The organism is Gammaproteobacteria bacterium (genome assembly GCA_013001575.1).
Taxonomy (GTDB): Bacteria; Pseudomonadota; Gammaproteobacteria; order Steroidobacterales; family JABDMI01; genus JABDMI01.
The window spans coordinates 26,017-48,115 of the sequence record JABDMI010000071.1; the positions used below are offsets into that span (position 1 = coordinate 26,017).

The 22,099-nt window shown below is 45.9% G+C and carries 20 protein-coding genes; 8 read left to right on the plus strand and 12 right to left on the minus strand.

Going from position 1 to position 22,099, the window contains the following annotated elements; genetic code table 11:
- Positions 1-23: 23 nt before the first annotated feature.
- The 4 genes from HKN88_06390 (at position 24) to HKN88_06405 (ending at position 3,545) form a co-directional block, all read left to right on the plus strand.
- Entirely contained in the window at positions 24-1,121 is a 1,098-nt protein-coding gene (locus HKN88_06390; protein ID NNC97685.1) for a methyltransferase domain-containing protein, read from the plus strand.
- 9 nt (positions 1,122-1,130) lie between these two features.
- Positions 1,131-2,078 carry a radical SAM protein gene (locus tag HKN88_06395; protein NNC97686.1) on the plus strand — a complete coding sequence of 316 codons (948 nt, stop codon included), beginning with the start codon at positions 1,131-1,133 and terminating at the stop codon, positions 2,076-2,078.
- A 346-nt stretch (positions 2,079-2,424) separates the two neighbouring features.
- Positions 2,425-3,195: a hypothetical protein gene (locus tag HKN88_06400; protein ID NNC97687.1), complete on the plus strand. Its 771-nt coding sequence runs from the start codon at positions 2,425-2,427 to the stop codon at positions 3,193-3,195.
- Between the two features lie 59 nt (positions 3,196-3,254).
- Positions 3,255-3,545 carry a hypothetical protein gene (locus HKN88_06405; GenBank protein ID NNC97688.1) on the plus strand — a complete coding sequence of 97 codons (291 nt, stop codon included), beginning with the start codon at positions 3,255-3,257 and terminating at the stop codon, positions 3,543-3,545.
- A gap of 108 nt (positions 3,546-3,653) precedes the next feature.
- On the opposite strand, the gene HKN88_06410 is transcribed toward HKN88_06405, so the two are convergent.
- The 4 genes from HKN88_06410 to efp are packed head-to-tail and all read right to left on the minus strand — an operon-like array spanning position 3,654 to position 6,446.
- Entirely contained in the window at positions 3,654-4,364 is a 711-nt protein-coding gene (locus HKN88_06410) for a DUF2461 domain-containing protein (GenBank protein ID NNC97689.1), read from the minus strand.
- A 13-nt stretch (positions 4,365-4,377) separates the two neighbouring features.
- Positions 4,378-4,863, minus strand: a complete 486-nt coding sequence (locus tag HKN88_06415) for a GAF domain-containing protein (GenBank protein NNC97690.1) — start codon at positions 4,861-4,863, stop codon at positions 4,378-4,380.
- A 23-nt stretch (positions 4,864-4,886) separates the two neighbouring features.
- Positions 4,887-5,873, minus strand: a complete 987-nt coding sequence (genX, locus tag HKN88_06420) for an EF-P lysine aminoacylase GenX (protein NNC97691.1) — start codon at positions 5,871-5,873, stop codon at positions 4,887-4,889.
- 3 nt (positions 5,874-5,876) lie between these two features.
- Positions 5,877-6,446, minus strand: a complete 570-nt coding sequence (efp, locus tag HKN88_06425; GenBank protein ID NNC97692.1) for an elongation factor P — start codon at positions 6,444-6,446, stop codon at positions 5,877-5,879.
- 31 nt (positions 6,447-6,477) lie between these two features.
- Here efp and epmB point away from each other — a divergent pair, with 31 nt between their 5' ends.
- Both epmB and HKN88_06435 read left to right on the plus strand, forming a co-directional pair.
- The gene (gene epmB / locus HKN88_06430) at positions 6,478-7,512 is read left to right on the plus strand and encodes an EF-P beta-lysylation protein EpmB (protein ID NNC97693.1); all 1,035 of its coding nucleotides are present in this window, start codon (positions 6,478-6,480) and stop codon (positions 7,510-7,512) included.
- A gap of 164 nt (positions 7,513-7,676) precedes the next feature.
- On the plus strand, positions 7,677-9,728 hold the full coding sequence (locus HKN88_06435) for an EAL domain-containing protein (protein ID NNC97694.1): 2,052 nt from the start codon (positions 7,677-7,679) through the stop codon (positions 9,726-9,728).
- 94 nt (positions 9,729-9,822) lie between these two features.
- Here the strand turns inward: HKN88_06435 and htpX are convergent, their stop codons facing one another.
- A complete protein-coding gene (gene htpX, locus HKN88_06440) occupies positions 9,823-10,689 on the minus strand; it encodes a protease HtpX (protein NNC97695.1) in 867 nt (288 codons plus the stop codon).
- A 324-nt stretch (positions 10,690-11,013) separates the two neighbouring features.
- Here htpX and HKN88_06445 point away from each other — a divergent pair, with 324 nt between their 5' ends.
- On the plus strand, positions 11,014-13,425 hold the full coding sequence (locus HKN88_06445) for a hypothetical protein (GenBank protein ID NNC97696.1): 2,412 nt from the start codon (positions 11,014-11,016) through the stop codon (positions 13,423-13,425).
- Between the two features lie 71 nt (positions 13,426-13,496).
- Here the strand turns inward: HKN88_06445 and parC are convergent, their stop codons facing one another.
- The 7 genes from parC to HKN88_06480 form a co-directional block, all read right to left on the minus strand.
- Positions 13,497-15,749: a DNA topoisomerase IV subunit A gene (gene parC, locus HKN88_06450; GenBank protein NNC97697.1), complete on the minus strand. Its 2,253-nt coding sequence runs from the start codon at positions 15,747-15,749 to the stop codon at positions 13,497-13,499.
- A gap of 40 nt (positions 15,750-15,789) precedes the next feature.
- Complete coding sequence (locus tag HKN88_06455; GenBank protein ID NNC97698.1) at positions 15,790-16,563, minus strand: class I SAM-dependent methyltransferase; 774 nt, start codon at positions 16,561-16,563, stop codon at positions 15,790-15,792.
- A 3-nt stretch (positions 16,564-16,566) separates the two neighbouring features.
- Positions 16,567-18,453: a DNA topoisomerase IV subunit B gene (parE, locus tag HKN88_06460; GenBank protein NNC97699.1), complete on the minus strand. Its 1,887-nt coding sequence runs from the start codon at positions 18,451-18,453 to the stop codon at positions 16,567-16,569.
- Between the two features lie 159 nt (positions 18,454-18,612).
- On the minus strand, positions 18,613-19,200 hold the full coding sequence (locus HKN88_06465) for a DUF3501 family protein (protein ID NNC97700.1): 588 nt from the start codon (positions 19,198-19,200) through the stop codon (positions 18,613-18,615).
- Positions 19,201-19,242: 42 nt separating this feature from the next.
- Positions 19,243-20,592: a Fe-S oxidoreductase gene (locus HKN88_06470; GenBank protein ID NNC97701.1), complete on the minus strand. Its 1,350-nt coding sequence runs from the start codon at positions 20,590-20,592 to the stop codon at positions 19,243-19,245.
- A 14-nt stretch (positions 20,593-20,606) separates the two neighbouring features.
- A complete protein-coding gene (locus tag HKN88_06475) occupies positions 20,607-21,005 on the minus strand; it encodes a VOC family protein (GenBank protein ID NNC97702.1) in 399 nt (132 codons plus the stop codon).
- A 114-nt stretch (positions 21,006-21,119) separates the two neighbouring features.
- The gene (locus HKN88_06480) at positions 21,120-21,539 is read right to left on the minus strand and encodes a rubrerythrin (protein ID NNC97703.1); all 420 of its coding nucleotides are present in this window, start codon (positions 21,537-21,539) and stop codon (positions 21,120-21,122) included.
- A 309-nt stretch (positions 21,540-21,848) separates the two neighbouring features.
- On the opposite strand from HKN88_06480, the gene HKN88_06485 reads away from it, so the two are divergent.
- Entirely contained in the window at positions 21,849-22,097 is a 249-nt protein-coding gene (locus tag HKN88_06485; GenBank protein NNC97704.1) for an exodeoxyribonuclease VII small subunit, read from the plus strand.
- Positions 22,098-22,099: the final 2 nt, after the last annotated feature.

Genomic DNA, 22,099 nt, shown 5'->3' on the forward strand with positions numbered 1-22,099 from the left:
TTAATTTAAAAAATACAAATATCATGAATGCAAAAATACTAGAACCCGACCAACTTAATGAAACAGACGTCAAAGCCGATGTGCGTGAGTATTACGGCGAGACTTTACAAGGAAGCCAGGACCTGCAAACCAATGCCTGTTGCGACACCGACCAGATGCCCCGCTACATTAAGGATTGTCTGGCCGATGTGCACGATGAAGTCTTGATGCGTTACTACGGTTGTGGACTGGTCGTACCGACTGAACTGGAAGGCAAAACCATTCTGGATCTTGGCTGCGGTGCCGGTCGTGATGTGTATGTGCTATCCAAACTGGTTGGCGAGCACGGCAAAGTCATCGGCGTGGACATGACGCCCGAACAACTGGCCGTGGCGCGCTCGCATCAACAATACCATGCCGACAAATACGGCTATGCCAAAAGCAATGTGGAGTTTCACCAAGGCGATATCGAAAAACTGGATGCCTTGCCTATCCCGGATGGCAGCGTTGATATCATCGTGTCTAACTGTGTGATCAATTTGGCCCATGACAAACCCGCCGTATTGCAACAAGCCTATCGATTATTAAAAGATGGCGGTGAGATGTATTTTTCCGATGTGTATGCAGACCGCCGCATTCCACTGGAATTGCAACAAGACAAGGTTTTGTACGGCGAATGTTTATCCGGCGCCATGTACTGGAATGATTTCCAGAACTTATCCAAACAATGCGGATTTTTAGATCCTCGCATTGTGGAAGACCGCAGACTGACTATTGAAAACCCGGAACTGGAAGAACGAATTGGGCAGATCAAATTCTACTCGGTCACTTATCGATTGTTTAAACTCGCTGGCCTGGAACCGGCTTGTGAAGACTATGGTCAATCGGTGGTATACAAAGGTTCTATTCCGCAACAAAAGCATGGCTTTTTTCTGGATGCTCATCATTTGATCGAAACCGGCAAACAGTTTTCGGTCTGTGGCAATACCTATGACATGTTGAAACTCACACGCTTCTCAGAACATTTTGAGTTTTATGGCGATCGCTCCAGGCATTTTGGTATTTTTCAAGGTTGCGGCACCGAAGTCCCATATGCCGCGGCGGCCAATGCCGATGCTGAGTCTGGCGGAGACTGTTGTTAAGTGACAATCATGCTGGATAAAGTAAAAAACGATCTGATCGACAATTTAAATTCTTCCCGCGAGAAGTCCTGGCACACCACGCCCCTGGGAGACCCCAGAGGTTACATTCGTCCGCGCGAACTCAAAGAGTTATGGTTTCATACCGGTACCGCCTGTAATCTGGCTTGTCCGTTTTGCCTGGAAGGGTCTAAACCCGGTGACACAAGACTCGATCGCATCACTCTGGAAGATGTGAAGCCTTTTGTCGCCGAAGCGCTTGAACTGGATGTGGAAAAATTTTCCTTTACCGGGGGTGAACCGTTTATTGTGAAACAAATGGTCAAAATACTTGATCATTGCCTGCAATTTAAACCGTGCATGGTTTTGACCAACGGAACCGAACCTGTTCTAAAACGCCTGGATCAAATTGCCACCTTGCAAAATGCGCCACATGACGTCTCTTTTCGGATCAGCATAGATTATCCTGACCAAAAACGGCATGACGCCGGGCGTGGAGAGAATTCCTATGCCCAGGCCTGGCAAGGCTTGCAAGCCTTGCATCAATTGGGTTTCAATGTGTCACTCGCACGGCAATTGGAAAAAGATGAAAACACCCAAGCCGTTGATAATCAGTATCGTGATATTTGCAAATCGTATGGTTTGCCGGAAGACATAACGATTGTGGCTTTTCCGGATTTTGCTTTACCCGGTTCAATGCCCGAAGTGCCCTTTGTGACCGAATCTTGCATGACCACCTATCAAAATGAAGCCAGCCGCATGGAGTTCATGTGTGCCTTCAGCAAAATGATCATCAAAAAAAATGCCACCATGCGAATTTATGCTTGCACCTTGGTGGATGACGATGACGCTTATGATCAAGGCACCTCACTCAAACAAAGTCTGATCGAACCCGTTTCGATGAAACACCATCGCTGTTACAGCTGCTTTGCTTACGGAGCTTCTTGCTCGGAATCTTAATGACCACTTTGAGCATCACTTCAGCATTCTTGCTGAGTAAATAAGCACTCACACAATTTTTTAATTTGTTTAGTCAAACTTCCGAACGGAAATTTGCGCAATTCTCAGTGTTCGATATTCAATACACAATGAAAACATAAAAATACATATATGAATTAATTTAACTCATATATGTATTTTTTGGTTATTTATCAGCAAGTTGATGCTAAAAATTAATCAACATTCTGTATTATGTCAAATCGAATTTTAATTGTCTGATAAAAATATTTTGTCATATATGTTTAAATTCAACCCAGTTATGACTTTAGACATTTACAGATCAATTATCCGAGCTTGCCCGGTTCTTATGCGGCCAATCATCCGCATTTTGCTGCGTGCCGGGATCAACTATAAGCAATTTGCAAAAATTACCCGTGAGGTTTTTGTGGATGTTGCTTCTGAAGATTTTGGCATCAGTGGTCGTAAAACCAATATCTCCAGAGTCGCCATCCTGACCGGAATAAGCCGTAGCGAAGTCACCAAAATACGCAAAAAACAGGAAGAATGTGGCGAGATAGAAATACCGCAAACCGTGAATAACGCGGGCCGCTTATTGTCTGGCTGGCACGTAGACAAAGAATTTCTTGACCAAAATGGCAAGCCATTAATTCTCACTGTCGATGGCGACGAACCTAATTTCACTTCATTAATGAACAAATATGGTGGTGATATCCCCGCAACCGCCATGCTGAAAGAATTAAAGCAAGTATCGGCGATTGCAATTAATGATTCAGGTGAAATAAAAGTCTTACAGAGATATTTCATGCCCATGAATTACGACGAAAACAGGATTTTTTCACTGATCGATGATTTTGTTGACCTTGGCAATACTGCACACCATAACTTTACTCGTGACATTGATGGTGAATCTCGCTTCCAGGTAAAAGTTACTAACGATTATGTCAGTCTTGCCGCGTTACCAGAGTTCAAAGTCATGGTCGAAGAAAAATGCACGGCGCTACTCGAAGATTTCGATGACTGGTTAGCAGAACGTGAGATTGACCCTTCAACGGCTATTGCAGAGAAACAACAGATCAAGTTGGGACTAGGCATGTATTTCATTCAAGAAAATAAATAATACTCCAATTCTATATTCAAAAATCAAAAATCAACAATCAACTAAAAGGTGCTGCAATCATGTTTATCAGAAACAAAAAAACCATCAAAACATTACTAGTTTTATCACTCGCACTTGGCCTGTCCGGCTGTAATTATGAAACTGCGGCATGCATTCAAAGTGTAATGACCCACAATTCTAAAATAATCAAAAATGGAAAGATTATCAAGAACGGAAAAATTATAAAGAATGGAAAAGCAAGCTCAAATCCAGCTCCATTATCTTACAGTTCTTGCATGGCCAGCTCTGAAAGTGGTAACTCAAAAATTATTAAAAACGGAAAAATCATAAAGAATGGAAAAAGTAGATAAAGTCTACTGAATAACTACAGAATACGCTCCGAGATGTCACGACGACAGTCAACATACATCTCAAATCTTTACGGCCCCTTCGGGGGCCGTTTTTTTGTAGAGTTTAAGTTAAATTTTAACTTCCAGCGCTTTGCCCAGAAAGCGCATTAACGGCATAGCAGCTTTATAAGTCTCGGAAACTTCAGTAACAATGTCTGGTGATTTGGCTGTTTTCATGGGCACCGAACGCATCAGGTAAAAACTTTTGCGTTTTAAGTCCTCAATATGCTGATGCTCCTTATCAAATCCTCGCGGTGGCCGGGTTAATCCATCTCCTGCAATACCCTCAGGAAAATACTTTTTGATTTTTGCATTCTTTTTAACGTTGCTCCAGGCACGTGGATTATCCACAATGTATTGGCGAATTTTATGCAGGGAATCAGAATCAGCCATCCACACGCCCCCGCCAAAAAATACATTGCCCGGCTCTAAATGAAAATAAAACCCGGGTGCGTGGGCGTCTCGCCCCAGCTCGTGACGAAATTGACAGCCCACATGCTCTTTATAAGGGTCCTTATTTTTGCTAAAACGGGTATCGCGATAAATACGAAACATCGAACCATTATGTGCCTTGGCCTTGACCAGAATATGCGGTGAGATCTTGTGTAGTTTTGGTTTAAGTGCGTCCATGAATTGCAACACCGGTTCAACCACATCGGATTGATAACGGGGTTTATTTTCGGTAAACCAGTCGCGATTATTATTCGCTTTCAGATCCTTGATGAACTTGAAAAGTTTTGGTTTGAAACCTTTGAATTCTGACCCATTGTGATCTGACATATGTTTTCCGTATTTAATCCAGAGACTTTAAAAACGCCTCGGCCAATTTCTCAACGCCAATGCGATCGGCGTCGGTAAAGCGAGCCACCATGGGGCTATCAATATCCAGAACACCCAGTAACTCACCGTTCTTGATCAATGGCACCACTATCTCGGATCGGGTTGCGGCATCACAGGCAATATGGCCGTCAAATTGATGCACATCTTTGACTACCTGGGATTTTCGTGTGTACGCAGCGGTGCCACAAACGCCTTTGCCAAGTTCAATGCGAATGCACGCCGGCATGCCATGAAAAGGCCCCAAAACCAGTTCATTGTTTTTATAAAAATAGAACCCGGCCCAATTCACGTTTTCCAGCGAGTTATAGATCAAGGACGACAAATTTGCCGCATTCGCGATCATATCGTTTTCATCATGAAACAAGCCCTGCGCCTGCATCAAAAGTGATTCGTAAATGGCAACTTTTCCGATTTTTTTCGGTTTTTCAATAACAAACATAACTATAGCAAACTTTTTAAGGTTTAAATACGCTCTACAGGAAATGCCATTACATCTTTAATCGAGTTTTTTTGCAAGGCCAACATGATCAAACGATCAACCCCCAAGGCAACCCCCGCACACTCTGGCAAGCCGGAACGCATGGCCTCGAGTAAATACTTGTCTACAGGCATTGGCGATTTTCCAAGTGCCACACGCCGTTGATTATCCTGTAAAAACCGTTGTGCCAACAATTCGGCATCCTGTACCTCGTCATAGCCATTGGCTATTTCAACGCCCTCCACAAAGACCTCAAAACGTGCCGCCACATTACGCCCTTGTGCATCTTTCTGGATCTTGGCCAAGGCCGCTTGTGAGGCCGGGTACCCCTGTATAAGCGTAATTCGTCGTGAAGCTTCTGATGCTGACCTTAGATTTGGGAACACCAAGGTGCTGACCAATAGATCGAGACAAGAACTAAAGTCATCGGTCAGACCACCCGGAATATCAATGTGTTTCTGATTCAGCACTTCTTGAATTTCACTCACACTGGTATCAAACACATCTATGCCAGTGTACTCATGCACAACATCCGCATAGCTATAGTGTTGAACCTCAACATCACAATCCATGATCTCACGGGCCAGTTCTATCACTTCATGCGCAAGATCCTTGATCGAAAACCCAATTCGATACCACTCCAGCATAGTGAATTCGGGATTGTGCTTTTCGCCACTTTCACCCTGCCTGAATACCGGGCCAAGATAGAAACAATCCCCGATGCCAGCTGCCAACAGGCGTTTCATCGGGTATTCGGGCGAGGTGTGTAAAAACGTTTTTCCGGACAAAAGTTTTACCGGAATACTGTCGATATGGACTTCGGTCACACTCGATGAACTCAGGCATGGAACCTGCACTTCGAGCACATTGCGCGCAGCAAAAAAAGCACGAATATTTTGCAATATCCGCGCTCTGTGTTTAAGGGTTTGCAGCGACGCCGTGGGTCGCCAAAGCTCAGACTCGAATGTCATGCCTCAAGATTTGGCTCGCGAAGAATATTCACCGCTGCGCGTATCCACACGGATCACTTCACCTTCATCCACAAACAAGGGAACTTGCACAACCGCGCCGGTTTCCAGGGTAGCGGGTTTGGAGCCGCCTTGTGCGGTGTCACCCTTCAGTCCGGGATCCGTTTGGGTAATTTTGAGCTCGACAAAATTGGGAGGCACGACGGTGATCGGGTTTCCATTCCACAAGGTAACGGTACACATGTCTTCTTCGAGTAACCATTTGGCCGCATCAGCAACAGCATTTTCATCGGCACCAAATTGTTCAAATGTATTTGGGTCCATGAAATGATAAAACTCACCATCGTTATACAAATATTGCATATCGGTTTCCATTACATCAGCCGCTTCCACCGATTCACCAGATCTAAAGGTTTTTTCAATTACGCGTCCATTTTTCAGGTTGCGCACCCGCACGCGACTGAAGGCTTGACCTTTTCCAGGCTTAACAAAGGTGTTTTCTACGATTGTATATGGGTCGCCGTCGAGCATGATCTTGAGACCACCCTTGAATTCATTGGTACTATACGTAGCCATTATTTCTCCACATGACAGATTGAAAAAAGCCATGATAACGCCTTTAAGCAATAAACGCCTGATAAATAACACTGCTTGGTCTAAAAAACATACCACAGACTGGCAAGCCCAGATGCGCGATGCGGTGACAGAACCAACAATGCTTTTAGATTTATTGGATATACCTCATGCATTACTAACTAAAGCCAACCAGGCGCATGCCTTGTTTCCGCTGAAAGTTCCGAAGGCGTATGTGTCACGCATGCAAAAAGGGAATATCAATGACCCGCTGTTACAACAGGTTCTACCGCTGGGTACGGAGACCGACGAGCATCCAGATTTCACCCAAGACCCGGTGGCCGACCTGCAACACAATCCTGTCCCGGGTATTGTGCATAAGTATTCGGGTCGGGTCCTAATGATTACGACCGGGGCGTGTGCCGTGCATTGTCGCTATTGCTTTCGTCGCAATTTTCCCTACTCGGAACAAAGTGCCGCGCGTCAAGGCTGGCAAGGTGCACTGGATTACATTCGAGCTGACAAAAGTATTCACGAAGTGATCTTGTCGGGTGGCGACCCCTTATCTTTAAGTAATAACAAACTGGATAATTTGTTCACTGAACTTGATAACATCACGCACCTGAAAACAATCCGTTTGCACACACGTCAACCCATCGTATTACCGGATCGTATTGATACCGGATTCTTGCAATTAATTTCTCGCCAGACTAAAAACCTCGTCATGGTCTTGCACGCAAATCATGCCAATGAAATTGATGATACGGTGCGGGCTGTGTGTGAGCAATTACTCGCGCAAGGTGTAACTATGTTGAATCAGTCTGTATTGCTCAGAAATATTAATGATGAACCAGAGACATTGATTGAATTAAGTCATGCCTTGTTTAGTTGCGGGGTTTTGCCCTATTATCTGAATTTACTGGACCAGGTCAGAGGGGCAAGCCATTTTGCGGTATGTCAGACCCAAGCCAAAGAAATCCACACCAGTATGCAAAAAATTCTTCCTGGATATCTGGTTCCCAAATTGGTCAAGGATTCACCCACAATCCCATATAAAACCTGGCTTTAATCTTGGTTCCTGGCTGCTTTAATTCAGCATGAATAATGTTACACTTGACGGCTAGCCTGGGACGTGGCTGGCTGGACCTGGTCATGAATAATCGCGCCGATCCAATTTGATAATAAAACCAACGCAAGATCAAATAACAATCAATGGAAAACCTATAACAAGTCATGCTGCCAGAAAGAATTACAATCGCAATCATCTCGCCATTTGAAGATGACTCAGTGCATATCAATAGCACCTTGAGAAATGCTGGAATTACCGTGCATTCGATCTGGTCAAAGAACGAAGAGGATTGCCTGGATGCTTTGCGAGACAATAAATTGCATTTGATATTTCTACGTACCAAGAATTTCTCGGCCGCCGACGAAAAAATTGTGGATGAGATCAAAGCAATTCAGAAATACATTCCGGTGATCATGATCCATGAAGAGGTCAACCAAAAAACCCTGACTATCTGTTTACAAATGGGCGCCCATGATCTGGTCTCGATGGAATACCCCGACCGACTTACTATTTTAACTTGTCGTGAGTTGGGCAGTTATCTGAAAGCCAGAGAGCTCTTAGAGTTGCGTAAAAGCATTGGAAATTACGAAGAACAATTACAAGTATTGAAATCTGAATCAACCCTGCCTGCCATTGTTTTGATGGACGGGATCATAGTTGACGCTAATAAACCGGCTATTTCTTTACTCAGCCCGGACCCGCACAATGATCTACACAGCAGTCCGATCCTGGATTACGTGAATCCTGCAGAACAGGTGATTCTGCGTGGCGCACTGAAAGCCGCACGCCAGGGCAATTTTAAACAGGATCAAATTGCCATAAAGATCCTGAATGCGGAAAAAGAACCGGTCCGCATGACCTGCCTGATCGAACCATATAATTTTGATGACGAGGACTGCATCCGCATGTGCCTCAAAGAAATACCGGTAGCCCAAATAGTTTCAGGTGATTCCATCCAGCTTGACCCATTGACCAAGATCTATCATCGCAAACAATTCTTGAATATTGCCCAGGAAACCTTGAAGGAACCTCTAGATACGGGTATCCGGGCCATGCTGTATTTGAAAATTGATGACTTTAAATCACTGCAAGAGCGCGTAGGCATTCTGCACGTGGATGTGGCACTCGAGTGTTTCGCCAAAGCGATAAAAGAAACTGTTTCCAAGGGTGACATCTATGCACGTTTTGGCGGTAACACCTTTTCAATACTTACTCAAAAAGGCAGTGAAGCCGATGTTTTATCCTGGGCCAAGCATTTTCAAAACCATTTAAAAGAACATAAATGCGAGATTAACGGAAAAACAATTGCCCTCAGTTGCTCTATCGGCATTGCTGTGTGGCAACAAGAAAGTGATAACATCAGTGATCTGATCCAACGTGCCAAAGACGCATCCGTTGAAGTCCGTAAAACCGGATTAGGCAAGATCAAGATCGATAAACATTACGAACAAACCGTCATGAAATCCAAAGCCTTCGATCTGGAATGGGTCAGCCGTATTAAACAGGCATTGCTGCAAAACCGTTTTCAATTGTTCCAGTTTCCGATCAGTAGTTTGCGCATGACCAGTAAGAACATGATCGATGTGTATATTCGCATGCTGGACGAAGAGCAAAACGTTATTCTTCCTAATGTGTTCATGCCCACGGCCGAGAGAAACAATCTGAGCAAAAGTCTGGATCGCTGGGTGGTAGGAGCTTCTATTAAATATTGCCAGCAATATCCGGATGCCAAGTTATTCGTAAGACTTTCCAGACAGTCACTGCAAGATGAAGAATTATTGCCCTGGGCTAAATCGATAATCTCAAAGCATAACATCCAGAATGACAATCTGGTGTTTGAGGCCGTCGAAAAGGATATTTTCGACCTCGAAAAATCAGGCGTCTCCTTGCAAAAACGCTTTAAAGAATTTCGCAGAGAAGGCTTTGGTCTGGCCATTGAACATTTTGGCAAACACCCGTCACACATTACTTTACTGGACGAATACGAGATCGATTACCTCAAGATTGACAGCACATTAATCCAGGGTCTCACGGAAAATCGTGACCGCCAGAAGATCGTTAAAGCCTTGTGCAAAATGGCGAATAAAAAACAAATTGCAACCATCGCAGAACATGTTGAGACTGCCGACACCATGGCGGTACTGTATCAACTAGGGGCGGATTATATGCAAGGCAAATTCACCCTCGAACCCGAGGTCGTTCTGGAAAGCGATTGATCAAAATTTACCGTGTAAAACTACAACACCTGTGCACATAAAAAAGCTGTCAAAAGACAGCTTTTTTATTATTTTGAGGTAATCCGTTTGGATCTTAACGAACGGTATTGTCAAGATTTTGCAGTCTGGCAATTCTTTCTTCCAAAGGAGGGTGGGTCGAGAACAACTTTCTCCAGTTTTTCGGTACCAGTCCGCTAATACCCATAGCCTGCATTTGTTTTGGTAAAGCAGCGGGTTGATGCACTTGTTGCAGGCGTTGCAAGGCACCGATCATGTGACCGCGTCCAGCCATACTGGCTGCACCGGCATCCGCGCGAAACTCGCGTTGGCGTGAAAACCAGCTTTTGATTATTTCGGCAAAAAACCCCAAAACCGTTTGCGCGATCATATAAGTCACAAAGTACCCAATGCCCCTACCTCGGTTTCCATCCACCATTTGACCGATCATTCGCGCCACGAAGATCACAAAGGTATTCAGAATACCTTGCAACAAGGTCATGGTAACCATGTCGCCATTGGCCACATGCGCAACCTCATGCGCCAGAACCCCTTCGACCGATTGGCGATCCATGTTCTGTAACAAGCCGGTACTCACGGCGACCAGGGCATCGTTCTTTTTAGCACCGGTGGCAAACGCATTCACATCGCTGGATTCATAGATTGCCACATCCGGCATTTTGATACCGGACTCGTTGGCAAAGCGTTGCACACTACTGACCAACCAGGCTTCAACGTCATTGCTCGGGGTAGTTATGACTTTCGCACCAGTCGATCTTAAGGCGCTGGACTTGGACATGAACAGGGAAATAAACGCCCCCACCATGCCCACGGCAAAGGAAAAAACCAAAATATTGGTCATATCGGTGCCCAGATACTGGTCTACACCGAGAATCCGCAACATGATGGTAAGGACAAAGATCACGGCCATATTGGTGGCACCAAATAACAAAAATCGCTTCATATTCGCTCGCTCGTAGTAAAAATTTATTGTTGCACAGCGGCAAAATCATTAGCTGCTGAATAACCCTTAGATAGTCATTGTTGTAAATATTTCAAGCAATTTTGATAAAAAACATGAACTGCGTCACAAAAATTCCCTAAAAACCTTAAAAAATCAAGATTTTAGCTAGAGTATGGCGCTTTTTTAAACTATCATAAGACGGTATGAATTATATACCTCTTTGTTGGGAATACAGGCTGTTTCACCTTATTAACCTAAAAGTGAAATTTCCCGACAATTTTGAAGATTAATTATCACTGGGTGTTATTCGAGAGAGCAACCGTTATGGCAAAAAGACATAAACAACGCAAGCAGGCAAGATACCTAAAAGCGACTCAATCCATTCGCACTCAAGGAGCCACGTCAGCTGATTCACAATTTGGACATGTGCGATCAATGATCGGGGGAAAATACTTGATCCCGTTGACAAGTGCTGTACTACTAACTTCCTACTCTTATGCTCTGGGGATTCAGGATATCCAGGTTAATTCCAATCTGGGTGAACCTTTATCAGCCATGGTCTATTTAAGTACAGTTCCGGGTGAAAGAATCAGTAACGACTGTTTTAGTGTTGTAAACAGCACGGCAAATTCTGGCCTGCCATCAGTAAAGAATGCCACGTTGAATATGACTCGTTCAAACGGCCAACTGGCATTGCAGGTTTCATCCACAACTGCTGTAAAAGAACCCATTAGTGAAATTGCCATTGCAACCACTTGTCAGTCACTACCAATTATTGAACGCACCTACACACTGATGCTTGACCCTGCTCCTATTCGAGAAGCACGTCTGGCAAATTCTGTGTATCAACCCGTAAACAATACACGCACTGATAGCAGTGTAAGTCCAAGACAAACCACACGCACCAGAGCTGTTAATTACGGTGGACCGATTGCTCAGAGCTCACAATACGTTGTTAAAGTTGGCGACAACCTGTCAACCATCGCGGCGCGTATCGCAGACAGACCTATCGGCTCTGTGTGGGACCTGGCTGCTGCAATTCACAGCAGTAACCCGCAAGCTTTTACTAACAACAACCCCAATCTCATTGAATTGGGTGCGGTTATCAACATTCCCGCGATTGACAATGCAATCAGCAATATTAGCCCGGATAAAATGGCTGCGATCATAAATAGCCCGCAAAACAATAATTCAGCCATTTCAGTATCAAGCGCAACACCTGCCAACATAATCCCCGGCAACTCGGAAAGTACTGCTGTAGGCCATAACACAGAAAACCTGAATAATGCAGCAACTGCTGTAACCAGCTTTACTCCTGCGCCACAAACACAATTGCCTGTCATGACAGCATCTATGCGACTTTCAGCTCTTTCGCTGGAGAGAATTCAAGGTAGAAATAGCGGTTTGGCCATAGCGCAAGAGTACATTCCGGATACAAGTAAACTATTCCCTGGAAACAAAGACACACAGGCAGCTGTCGAAGTACCGCTTGTTGCGATCACACCAAATCAATCTGGTCAAAACTTAACACCCGAAGTTGAAGTTCCTGGCTCACAAAGCAGCGGCGAAAAATCATCCGGTCTGTTTGGAAAATTCGGACTATTTGCCCTACTGGCCAGTCTCTTGGCCTTTGCTTTCGCCACTTGGAAATTCATTATTCCAAACGTACGCCGCAGAATGCGTCTGGACTTCATTCGTTCTGTGCGTGAGCATGCGCGTAAGCAGGATTACCTAGAGAAAAATAAAGCTCGTAAGGAAAGACTCAGAAATTCAGCGATTGAAGACAGCATTGTCACTCCTGAAGTTGAGTCATTGTCGAGCAATCCTGTGGAGAGAATGCAGGATGCGACCTTAGACACTCTCAATACCGAAATTGAAGACAATCCATTCGATCTGGAGAGTTCGTCGCTTGAGATAAATACCAGCGAATCGGGTATTTCACCAACGCTTGAAATCGAAGACGATTACAACCTTAGAGATACCTCATCCAGAAAATCAGGTGGGCCGCGTAAGTCAAACGTGGCTGAAGAAATTTACGAAGTCGGCATGATCGATGACACGGGTGAACTGGTTTCATTGACCACTGCCTTCCCCGAGCTTGAAGCTGAATTGAATGCACGTCTTGGTGATGACGTACCAGACCTGGGTAGCGATCTGGAAATTGACGAATTTGTTGATGATATTGTTGGTACGCGTCAAACCAGAACCATGGAAACCCAAAGCGCAGACTTTGGTGACCTGCAACTGGATCCGGATCTGATTCCATCAGAAAACGCAGAAACCATGACTGTTGAATTAAAGGGTAATCTTGCAGAAAGCCTCGATCTCGAATTACCCGGCTTAATGGATGACGAAACTGTTGCCCTGGAAGCCGATTTTGAAACTATTGCTAAAGATGAAGATTTTTCCAAAACCATGGTCTTTAATGAAGAGATATTTACTGATTCTGAGGATCCATTAAATGCAACCACTATTTCTTCTGAAAAAATCGATGTAGATGCCGAAACCCGCGTCGCCCCGGTATTAACCGATGCGGATGGATTGTCGCCTTCGGACTTCGGATTGGCTGATGAAGACTTCCCGGTTGATCGTGAAAATTATTCCTATCTCGAACCTGATGCGAGTATCGAAACACGGGCCTTGAATTTAACTGCCGAAGAACTTGCAGAACTGGGCTTTGACGAAGACGATAACATTATTCCATTTGATCCGGACAAGCGTAAAAAGTCTGCTTAAATAAAAACTGATTCACAACAATAAAAATAACCGGCCAGTGGCCGGTTATTTTTGCTTCTGAACCTGCTTGCTTATTTTGTTTCAACATAGGCTTTTTTAACATTGCGCCAGCCCTTGGGTAACAAGCTACCGCGTTTACCACGTTCAGACATATACGCCTCCAGATCCTTGCGCTTCAGGGTCATGGTGCGATTGACGGTATCCAGTTTTAATATTCCATTTTCCGGGACAACAACTGTCGCAATCACGCTCTCATCACCGCTGTTGAATTTCTTGGCCGAGATCCCGAACAACTTGTTACCTTTACCTTTGGCCAATTCGGGCACCTCACTCAATGCATAGACCAGTAAACGGCCTTGATCATTGACCACCGCAATCAGATCATTGTCGTAATCGTGTACCAGACTGGGGGTTAATACATTCGCACCCTTGGGAACAGACAAAACTTTTTTCCCGGCTTTGTTTCGGGTTAAAGTATTTTCCAGTGTAACCACAAAGCCATACCCGGCACTGCTGGAGAGCAAGTATCGCGAGTCGTTTGCTCCCATCATGACACCGGCAAACACCGAACCGTCAGGCTGTTTGACATAACTCGCCAACGGGTCACCATGACTGCGTGCCGACGGTAAACCGTGCGCATTGATAGCGTAAGTTCGACCAGTGCTATCAAGGAAGATCGCCTGTTGATTGCTGCGACCTTGTGCAGCAGCCAAGTACTCGTCACCCGACTTGTAACCCAGGCCAGAAACATCGATATCATGACCTTTGGCCGCCCGAATGTATCCACGCGAAGATAATATGACGGTAACCGGTTCACTCGGCACTAATGAGCTTTCATCAATGGCTTTTGCTGCAGCACGTTCTATGATGTGGGTGCGGCGTTCATCGGCGTAAATTTCCGCATCGGCCTTAAGTTCATTTTTCACCAGGGTTTTTAAACGCGTTTTTGACCCGAGAGTTTTTTCCAGATCTTTTTTCTCGGCCGCTAATTCCTTACGCTCGCCTTCAATTTTAAACTCTTCAAGTTTGGCAAGATGGCGTAGTTTCAGATCAAGGATCGCATCGGCTTGAATGTCCGAGAGCTTGAACTTTTTCATCAACACCGGTTTGGGCTTGTCTTCTTTTCGAATAATTGCGATAACTTTGTCGATATTCAGATACGCGATCAAATACCCATCCAGAATATGCAAACGTGCATCTACTTTACCCAGGCGATATCTCAGGCGGCGTGTAACGGTGTCGAGTCGAAAGCTGATCCATTCCTTAAGCAGAGTGCGTAAATCAAATAATTTTGGCGCGCCGTTGAGGGCAATCGCATTCATATTAATACGATAGGTGCGTTCCAGATCGGTGGTCGCGAACAAATGCAACATCAGCGCTTCGCAATCCACTCGGTTGGAGCGCGGCTCGATCACCAAACGCACCGGATTTTCATGGTCGGATTCATCGCGGAGATCCGAGACCATGGGCAGTTTGCGAGCGCGCATTTGAGTTGCGATCTGCTCCAGGACCTTATTCCCCGAAACTTGATACGGTAATTCATAGATCACAATGCTTTGTCCGTCTTTTTCGTAACTGGCACGTAGTTTCATGGTGCCATTACCCGTTTTGTAAATATCCACCAGATCGGATTGCGGGGTAACGATCTCTCCACCGGTTGGATAATCCGGACCCTGGATGTATTTACACAGCTCGGCCACACTGGCTTTGGGCTTATCAAGTAAATGCACACAGGCTTTCACAACTTCTTGCATATTATGCGGCGGTACATCGGTAGACATGCCCACAGCAATACCGGTGGTGCCATTCAATAACAAATTGGGCAACCGCGCGGGCAACACTTCGGGCTCTTGCAGGGTGCCATCAAAATTCGCTTTCCACTCAACCGTGCCCGAACCCAGTTCTTGTAACAGGGTTTTGGCGTAGGCGCTCATTTTCGATTCGGTATAGCGCATTGCGGCAAAAGACTTGGGGTCGTCTTGCGAGCCCCAGTTGCCCTGCCCGGTGATCAAGGGATAACGATAAGAAAAGGGTTGCGCCATCAGGACCATGGCTTCGTAACAGGCGCTGTCGCCGTGCGGGTGGAATTTACCCAGCACATCACCTACCGTGCGTGCGGATTTTTTCGGTTTGGACGCCGCGCTTAAACCCAATTCACTCATCGCATAGGTGATGCGGCGTTGCACCGGTTTTAAGCCATCGGCCACACTCGGCAAGGCCCGATCGAGAATGACATACATCGAATAATCCAGGTAGGATCGTTCGGCAAAATCCTTTACCGGGAGTTGTTCGACGCCTTCAAAGTTTAACTCTTGGTTGCTCATATTATTTCCGTAAGAAAATCTTTTGTAATTTCACTGTAAATTAGAACGATGGTTTATAGCCGAACAATGTATGGATCGGCCACTGGATGAGTCTTGTTTCTGAATCGCCCCAGTGTGCAGCGACTTGTTGTTTGGCTTTGTGCAAAAAATCAGTCCCGTTATCTTTCATATAGGCCTGAGTTGACGACCAGGACAAAAAGTACTGGAACAACTGATCAAGAGTCCAATACAATTCAATATTAAGATCGGGGCTAGCAATTCGTGCGTACGGGAAATTTACGACTTCGGCTTGATACCCGCCCCACAGCAATTGGGCTTTAGGGTTCCAGTAATCCTCCAACACATCGACCAGATTTTTCTGTAACTGAAAATCTATCTCAAAATCAATTTTGGTCCAGTCATATCCCCAGGCCGCAAACAAACCACCGGGTTTCAGTACCCGATCCACCTCAGGCCAGAATTCAGCATAGTCAAACCAGTGTAATGCCTGGGCAACGCTGACCAGGTCGACATTATTATTCTGAAAATCGGTTGACTCCGCAGACTGTACCGAATACACAATGTTGTTGCCATGAATTGCTGACGCGATCTGTTGTTGATTGATGTCTGTGGCAAACACACGCTCGAAACGTTTAGCCAATGGTACGGCCGCTTGCCCGTTACCGGTTGCTACATCCCAAACCGTTTCTTTGTGAGCACAAAGCGACAAAATATGATCGTACAGCGCTTCAGGGTATGTTGGTCTGGCCTCGGCGTACAACTGTGCGTGCCCGCCAAACATATCACCTGTAGATTTTTTTAGACCTGGAGACATGGATCAATCAATGGTGGCCAACATGCCTTTTTCTTCCAGCCATTTTTTGCGATCTTTGGAACGTTTTTTGGATAACAACATGTCGATCATTTGATGGGTTTTGTCTTTTGCATCCAGCGTGAGTTGCACCAGGCGGCGTGTTTCGGGCGCCATACTGGTTTCGCGTAATTGCAGCGGGTTCATTTCACCCAAACCTTTAAAACGTGTAGTGGTGATCTTGCCTTTGATCTTTTCAGCTTCGATGCGGTCAAGAATGCCTTTTTGTTCACTGTCATCCAGAGCGTAAAACACCTGTTTGCCCACATCAATACGGTACAAAGGTGGCATGGCAATGTATATATGCCCCGCCTCAACCAGGGGTCGATAATGTCTTAAGAACAACGCACACAGCAAGGTTGCAATGTGCAAGCCATCCGAGTCGGCATCCGCCAGAATACAAATTTTGTGATAACGTAAATTGGAAATTTTTTCCGAACCGGGATCAACCCCTATCGCGACGGAAATATCGTGTACTTCTTGTGAGGCCTGCACTTGTGAGGAATCGACTTCCCAGGTGTTGAGAATTTTCCCACGCAGTGGCATCACCGCCTGGGTCTCACGGTTGCGCGCCTGCTTGGCCGAGCCGCCCGCCGAGTCGCCTTCCACTAAGAACAACTCGCACAATTCAGGACTTTGCAAGGTGCAATCCGCGAGTTTCCCGGGCAAGGCGGGACCGGTAACAATTTTTTTACGTACGACCTTTTTACTTTCGCGCAAGCGTTTTTGTGCATTGCTAATGGCCATTTGGGCAATGGCTTCCCCGGCGTCCGGGTGTTGATTCAACCAGGTTGAAAATTCATCTTTCATAACCCCGGAAACAAAGGCCGCGGATTCGCGTGAAGCCAGTTTTTCTTTGGTCTGGCCTGCGAACTGGGGATCTTTAAGTTTGACCGAGAGTACATAACTGACCCGGTTCCAGACATCGTCCGGCGCCAGACGCACGCCACGCGGTAACAGACTGCGAAATTCGCAAAACTCCCGCACCGCATCGGTCAAGCCGGTACGTAAGCCGTTCACGTGCGTGCCACCCATTAAGGTCGGAATCAAATTCACATAGCTTTCGGTCAGCAGATCACCCTCCGCCTGCCAGGCAATTGCCCAATCAACTTGCTCGGTGTTGCCTTGCTTGGAACCACTGAAGGTTTCAGCGGGTAACAGAGTTTCTTCTTTGAGCGACTGCAATAAGTACTCGGAAAGATCCCCCTGAAAGCACCACTCTTCACGATCACCGGTGCGCTCCACAAACAAACGTATGCGTAAGCCCGGGCACAAAACCGCTTTGGCTCTTAACAGGTGCTTGAGTTTGGGCAGGGATATGTTGATGGAGTCGAAATATTTTTTCTCGGGCCAGAAATGAATACTGGTGCCCGTGTTTTTCTCACCAACCTTGCCAATTTTTTTCAGTTTTTGTTTACGCTTGCCACTGGCAAATTGCATACTGTGCTCGGCGGCATTGCGTTTTACCTTAACGATGAGTTTTTCCGACAAGGCATTGACCACCGACACGCCCACACCATGCAAACCGCCGGAAAACTCGTAATTCTCGCCGGAAAACTTACCACCGGCGTGGAGGCGTGTGAGGATTAGCTCAACTCCGGGAATTTTTTCTTTGGGATGGATGTCCACGGGCATACCACGGCCGTCATCGATCACTTCAATGGAAGAATCTTTATAGACATTAACGTCAATTTTGTTGCAGTAACCGGCGATCGCCTCATCAACACTGTTATCGACCACTTCCTGAATCAGGTGATTGGGACGCGTGGTGTCTGTGTACATACCCGGACGTTTGCGTACCGGGTCCAGACCGCTTAAGACTTCAATATCCGCAGCGCTGTATTTTTTTGCCATAGGTGTTTTCTAAAATTTATTAATGAATACAAAAACAAAAAAGCTCACACATTGTAGCGTGAGCTTTAGACTCTGGCGAGATTTCCAGACTTTATTTTGCAGATAATTTGATTTCTGCCCGAGAATTACCCAATTAGGATATATATTGCTTATTCCTGATCAGGCAAAATCTTTCACAAGTGCCTGTTTGATGTTTTCGGCGACCGTGATGTGCTTGGGCGGAAACGCCGGGTGCTCAATTCCGGCCAGCAAATCGGCACCATTGCGCAAGGCCTTGATCATGTCATCGCTGAATTCAAAACGCGTAAAATGTACCGCGGAAGTTTTTTCATCGGTGGTCCGCTCCAGGTCCTCATCAGATATTGCGTAGACCTTGTCAAACCCTTCTACCTGCAAATACGTCTGGTCCTCAATCCCTCTTAATTCGGCCAGGCGTTTTTTTCGCAGCTCGATATCGGGGTATTCCAACATAAAAGTGGCCTTCAGGTTTTTGCCGTCCGGGATGAGCGGATTGTAGGCGTCCAGTTCTTCGTTGATCCCAGCAGCATCGAAAATACGCTCGACTCGCAGCATTTCCTGGATCTGGTATTGCAAGGTCAGGCGATTTTCAAAATACAGATTGGCATTCTCGGTAATTTCCAGACGCCGGTGCGTTTTTTCCTGCATGACCTTGTCACGAAAGGACGGACGCTCAACGGCATAGACTTCCAGTGACATGAGATCGTCGCGTGATAATTTGTTGTTCATGTAATTCTCTATTCTTGGATGTTAGTAAATGAAATGTGTTGATCAAATTCCGTAAGCTTTTCGCAATAAGCTGATCGGGTGCATGGCGGCCGGTTGCGAGACCTTCTCGTCTTTCGCCACACCGGCCATGATCTGCTCGGCGGCCATTGGGCAATCGCTGGTAAAGTGCTGCGGCTGGGCTTTTTTCACTTTATTCACGACAGGTCTGGCGATCTTAACGGAGATTTCGTGAAACTCTTCTTTGACCGCGTAAGTGCCATCGTGGCCGGAGCATCGTTCGATCGCATCCACGCTGGTATCCGGGATCAATTCCAGCATTTCCTTGGTTTTGAGCCCGATGTTCTGGACTCGCAGATGACATGGCACCTGATATGAAATGTTACCAAGTACGGTCTTGAACTCGGTATTGAGTTTTTGTTCTTTGTGGCGCAGCAATAGATATTCAAACGGATCGTAGAATGCATCACGCACCTTGATCACATCCGGGTCGTCGGGGAACATTAATGGCAACTCCTGTTTGAACATCAACACACAGGAAGGCACCGGCGCTGTCAGATCCCAGCCCTCATCCACGAGTTTCGCCAGCACAGGAATGTTCTTGTTCTTGGATTCCTCGAGTGAATCCAGATCACCCAACTCGAATTTGGGCATGCCGCAACAAACTTCTTTATCCACCAGTTTGATCGGGATGCGGTTGTGTTCAAACACTTTGACCATATCCTCACCCATGCTGGGCAAATTGCGGTTGCCGTAACAGGTGGCGAACAGGGCAAGTTTGCCGGTGGTGGTCGCGGTACTCTCGGCAGGAACAACCAAAGCCTGATGCTTTTTAAGGCGTTTACGCAATGATTTGCTATGGTATTCGGGCACCGGCGCATCGGCGTGCACCCCCAGGGTTTTTTGCAAAAGTTTGCGACCGGTTTTGGAACGATTTACCGCATTCACCGTTTCCGCGATGACCGGAATGCCGGCGAAACGTCCCACCCCGTCGGTATTACTCAAAAGTTTGTCGCGTGTGGAGGTTTCACCTTTTTTAAACTTCACCGCTTTGGCGCGTAACATTAAATGCGGAAAATCCACGTTCCATTCATGCGGTGGCACGTACGGGCACTTGCTCATGTAACACATGTCGCATAAATAGCAGTGGTCCACCACTTGCCAGTAATCTTCTTTTTTTACCCCGTCAACCTCGAAGGTTTCGGATTCATCGACCAGATCGAACAAGGTCGGGAATGAATTACACAAATTAAAACAGCGGCGGCATCCATGACAGATATCAAACACCCGTTCCAGTTCTTCAAACAGATTTTTCTCGTTATAGAAATTATCCGACTTCCAGTCCAGAGGATGCCGGATAGGTGCTTCGAGACTGCCTTCACGTTTGCTACTCATAACTCACCTTAAAATTATTTGTCTTTATTATTGATATTCACACGCCAGGGTGGATTCACTCTGTTCTCACCCGCCCGGTACAAACACAGACGGTTATTGTCGGGATCCTGCAAACGGGCTTCACGCCACAGCCAGGATTGATCATCGGGTCCGGATTCAAACACAAAACCTTGCTTTTGTAAGCGCATAACACGCTCGTCGAGATCTTCACATTCAAAAAACACCAGACTGGTATTGTGCCCACCGGTATTATTTGGGTCATGCAGATGCAAAGAAAATGTTGCATCACCGTCGGGGCACAAAAAGCGTAAATACTCTTTGGAATCCACGATCAGGGTAAACCCCATGCGCAAATAAAAATTTCGACTGCTCGCGATGTTGCTACTTGGCAAGGTGATCTGATTAAGGTTCATGCTTGAAGCAGGATTGGCATTGATAATAGATTTAGCATAACCAAGAAAAGGGGCATAACGCCCCTTTTCAAAAGCGTTTATCCAACGCCACTCTGCTTATACAAACGCCAGTTATTAACTGTCGAGATTATCCAGAGCTTTTTGGAACCGATTGGCGTGTGAACGCTCGGCCTTCGCCAGAGTTTCAAACCAGTCGGCAATTTCATCAAAGCCTTCGTCGCGAGCGTCTTTGGCCATGCCCGGATACATATCGGTGTATTCATGGGTTTCACCAGCAATCGCTGCTTTCAAATTGTCGCCGGTTGCACCGATTGGCAATCCTGTGGCCGGATCGCCCGACTCTTCCAGATACTCCAGATGGCCATGCGCGTGACCGGTTTCGCCTTCAGCGGTAGAACGGAAGACTGAGGCAACGTCGTTGTAGCCTTCAATATCGGCCTTGGCTGCAAAATACAAATAGCGGCGATTTGCTTGTGATTCACCGGCAAATGCCTCTTTCAAATGAGCTTCGGTCTTGGAACCTTTTAGTGCCATAACAATCTCCTGATTTCATAATGATTTCAATAAGTTAACTGAATTTAGACAAAGTCTAATATCTCTAACTTTACGCCACTTAAGATTGGCTGTCAATCTTTCTTGACCCACTCTTCTTTCAGGCCGTATTTAGCCACAACTCATGATCTTGAGTAGCGCTTATGTCGCAAAATAATAGGTCGGAATCGCTATGACCATATTTTGAACTGAGCGTAGTATTATCACTCACAAATTAAGCAAATTAATTTGCGCAGTCGCGTAAAATGCTAGCTCTTCGCAACAATCGACAAAAGCCGTACGAGAAACATCATGACAAAAAAGAAAACTTCGAGTAAAAAACCAGCCATCGCGATGTTCGAAGAATCCATTCAGGAACTCGAAAGTCTGGTCGAGCAAATGGAGCACGGCCAGTTATCGCTGGATGAGACCTTGCAACACTTTGAACGTGGCGTGAAATTAACCGGTTTATGTCAAAAAGCTCTGGAGCAGGCCGAGCAACGAGTACAAACTCTGCAAGCCAAAGCCGAGCTCAGTGTGCAAAATGCAGAAGAAGAATAATT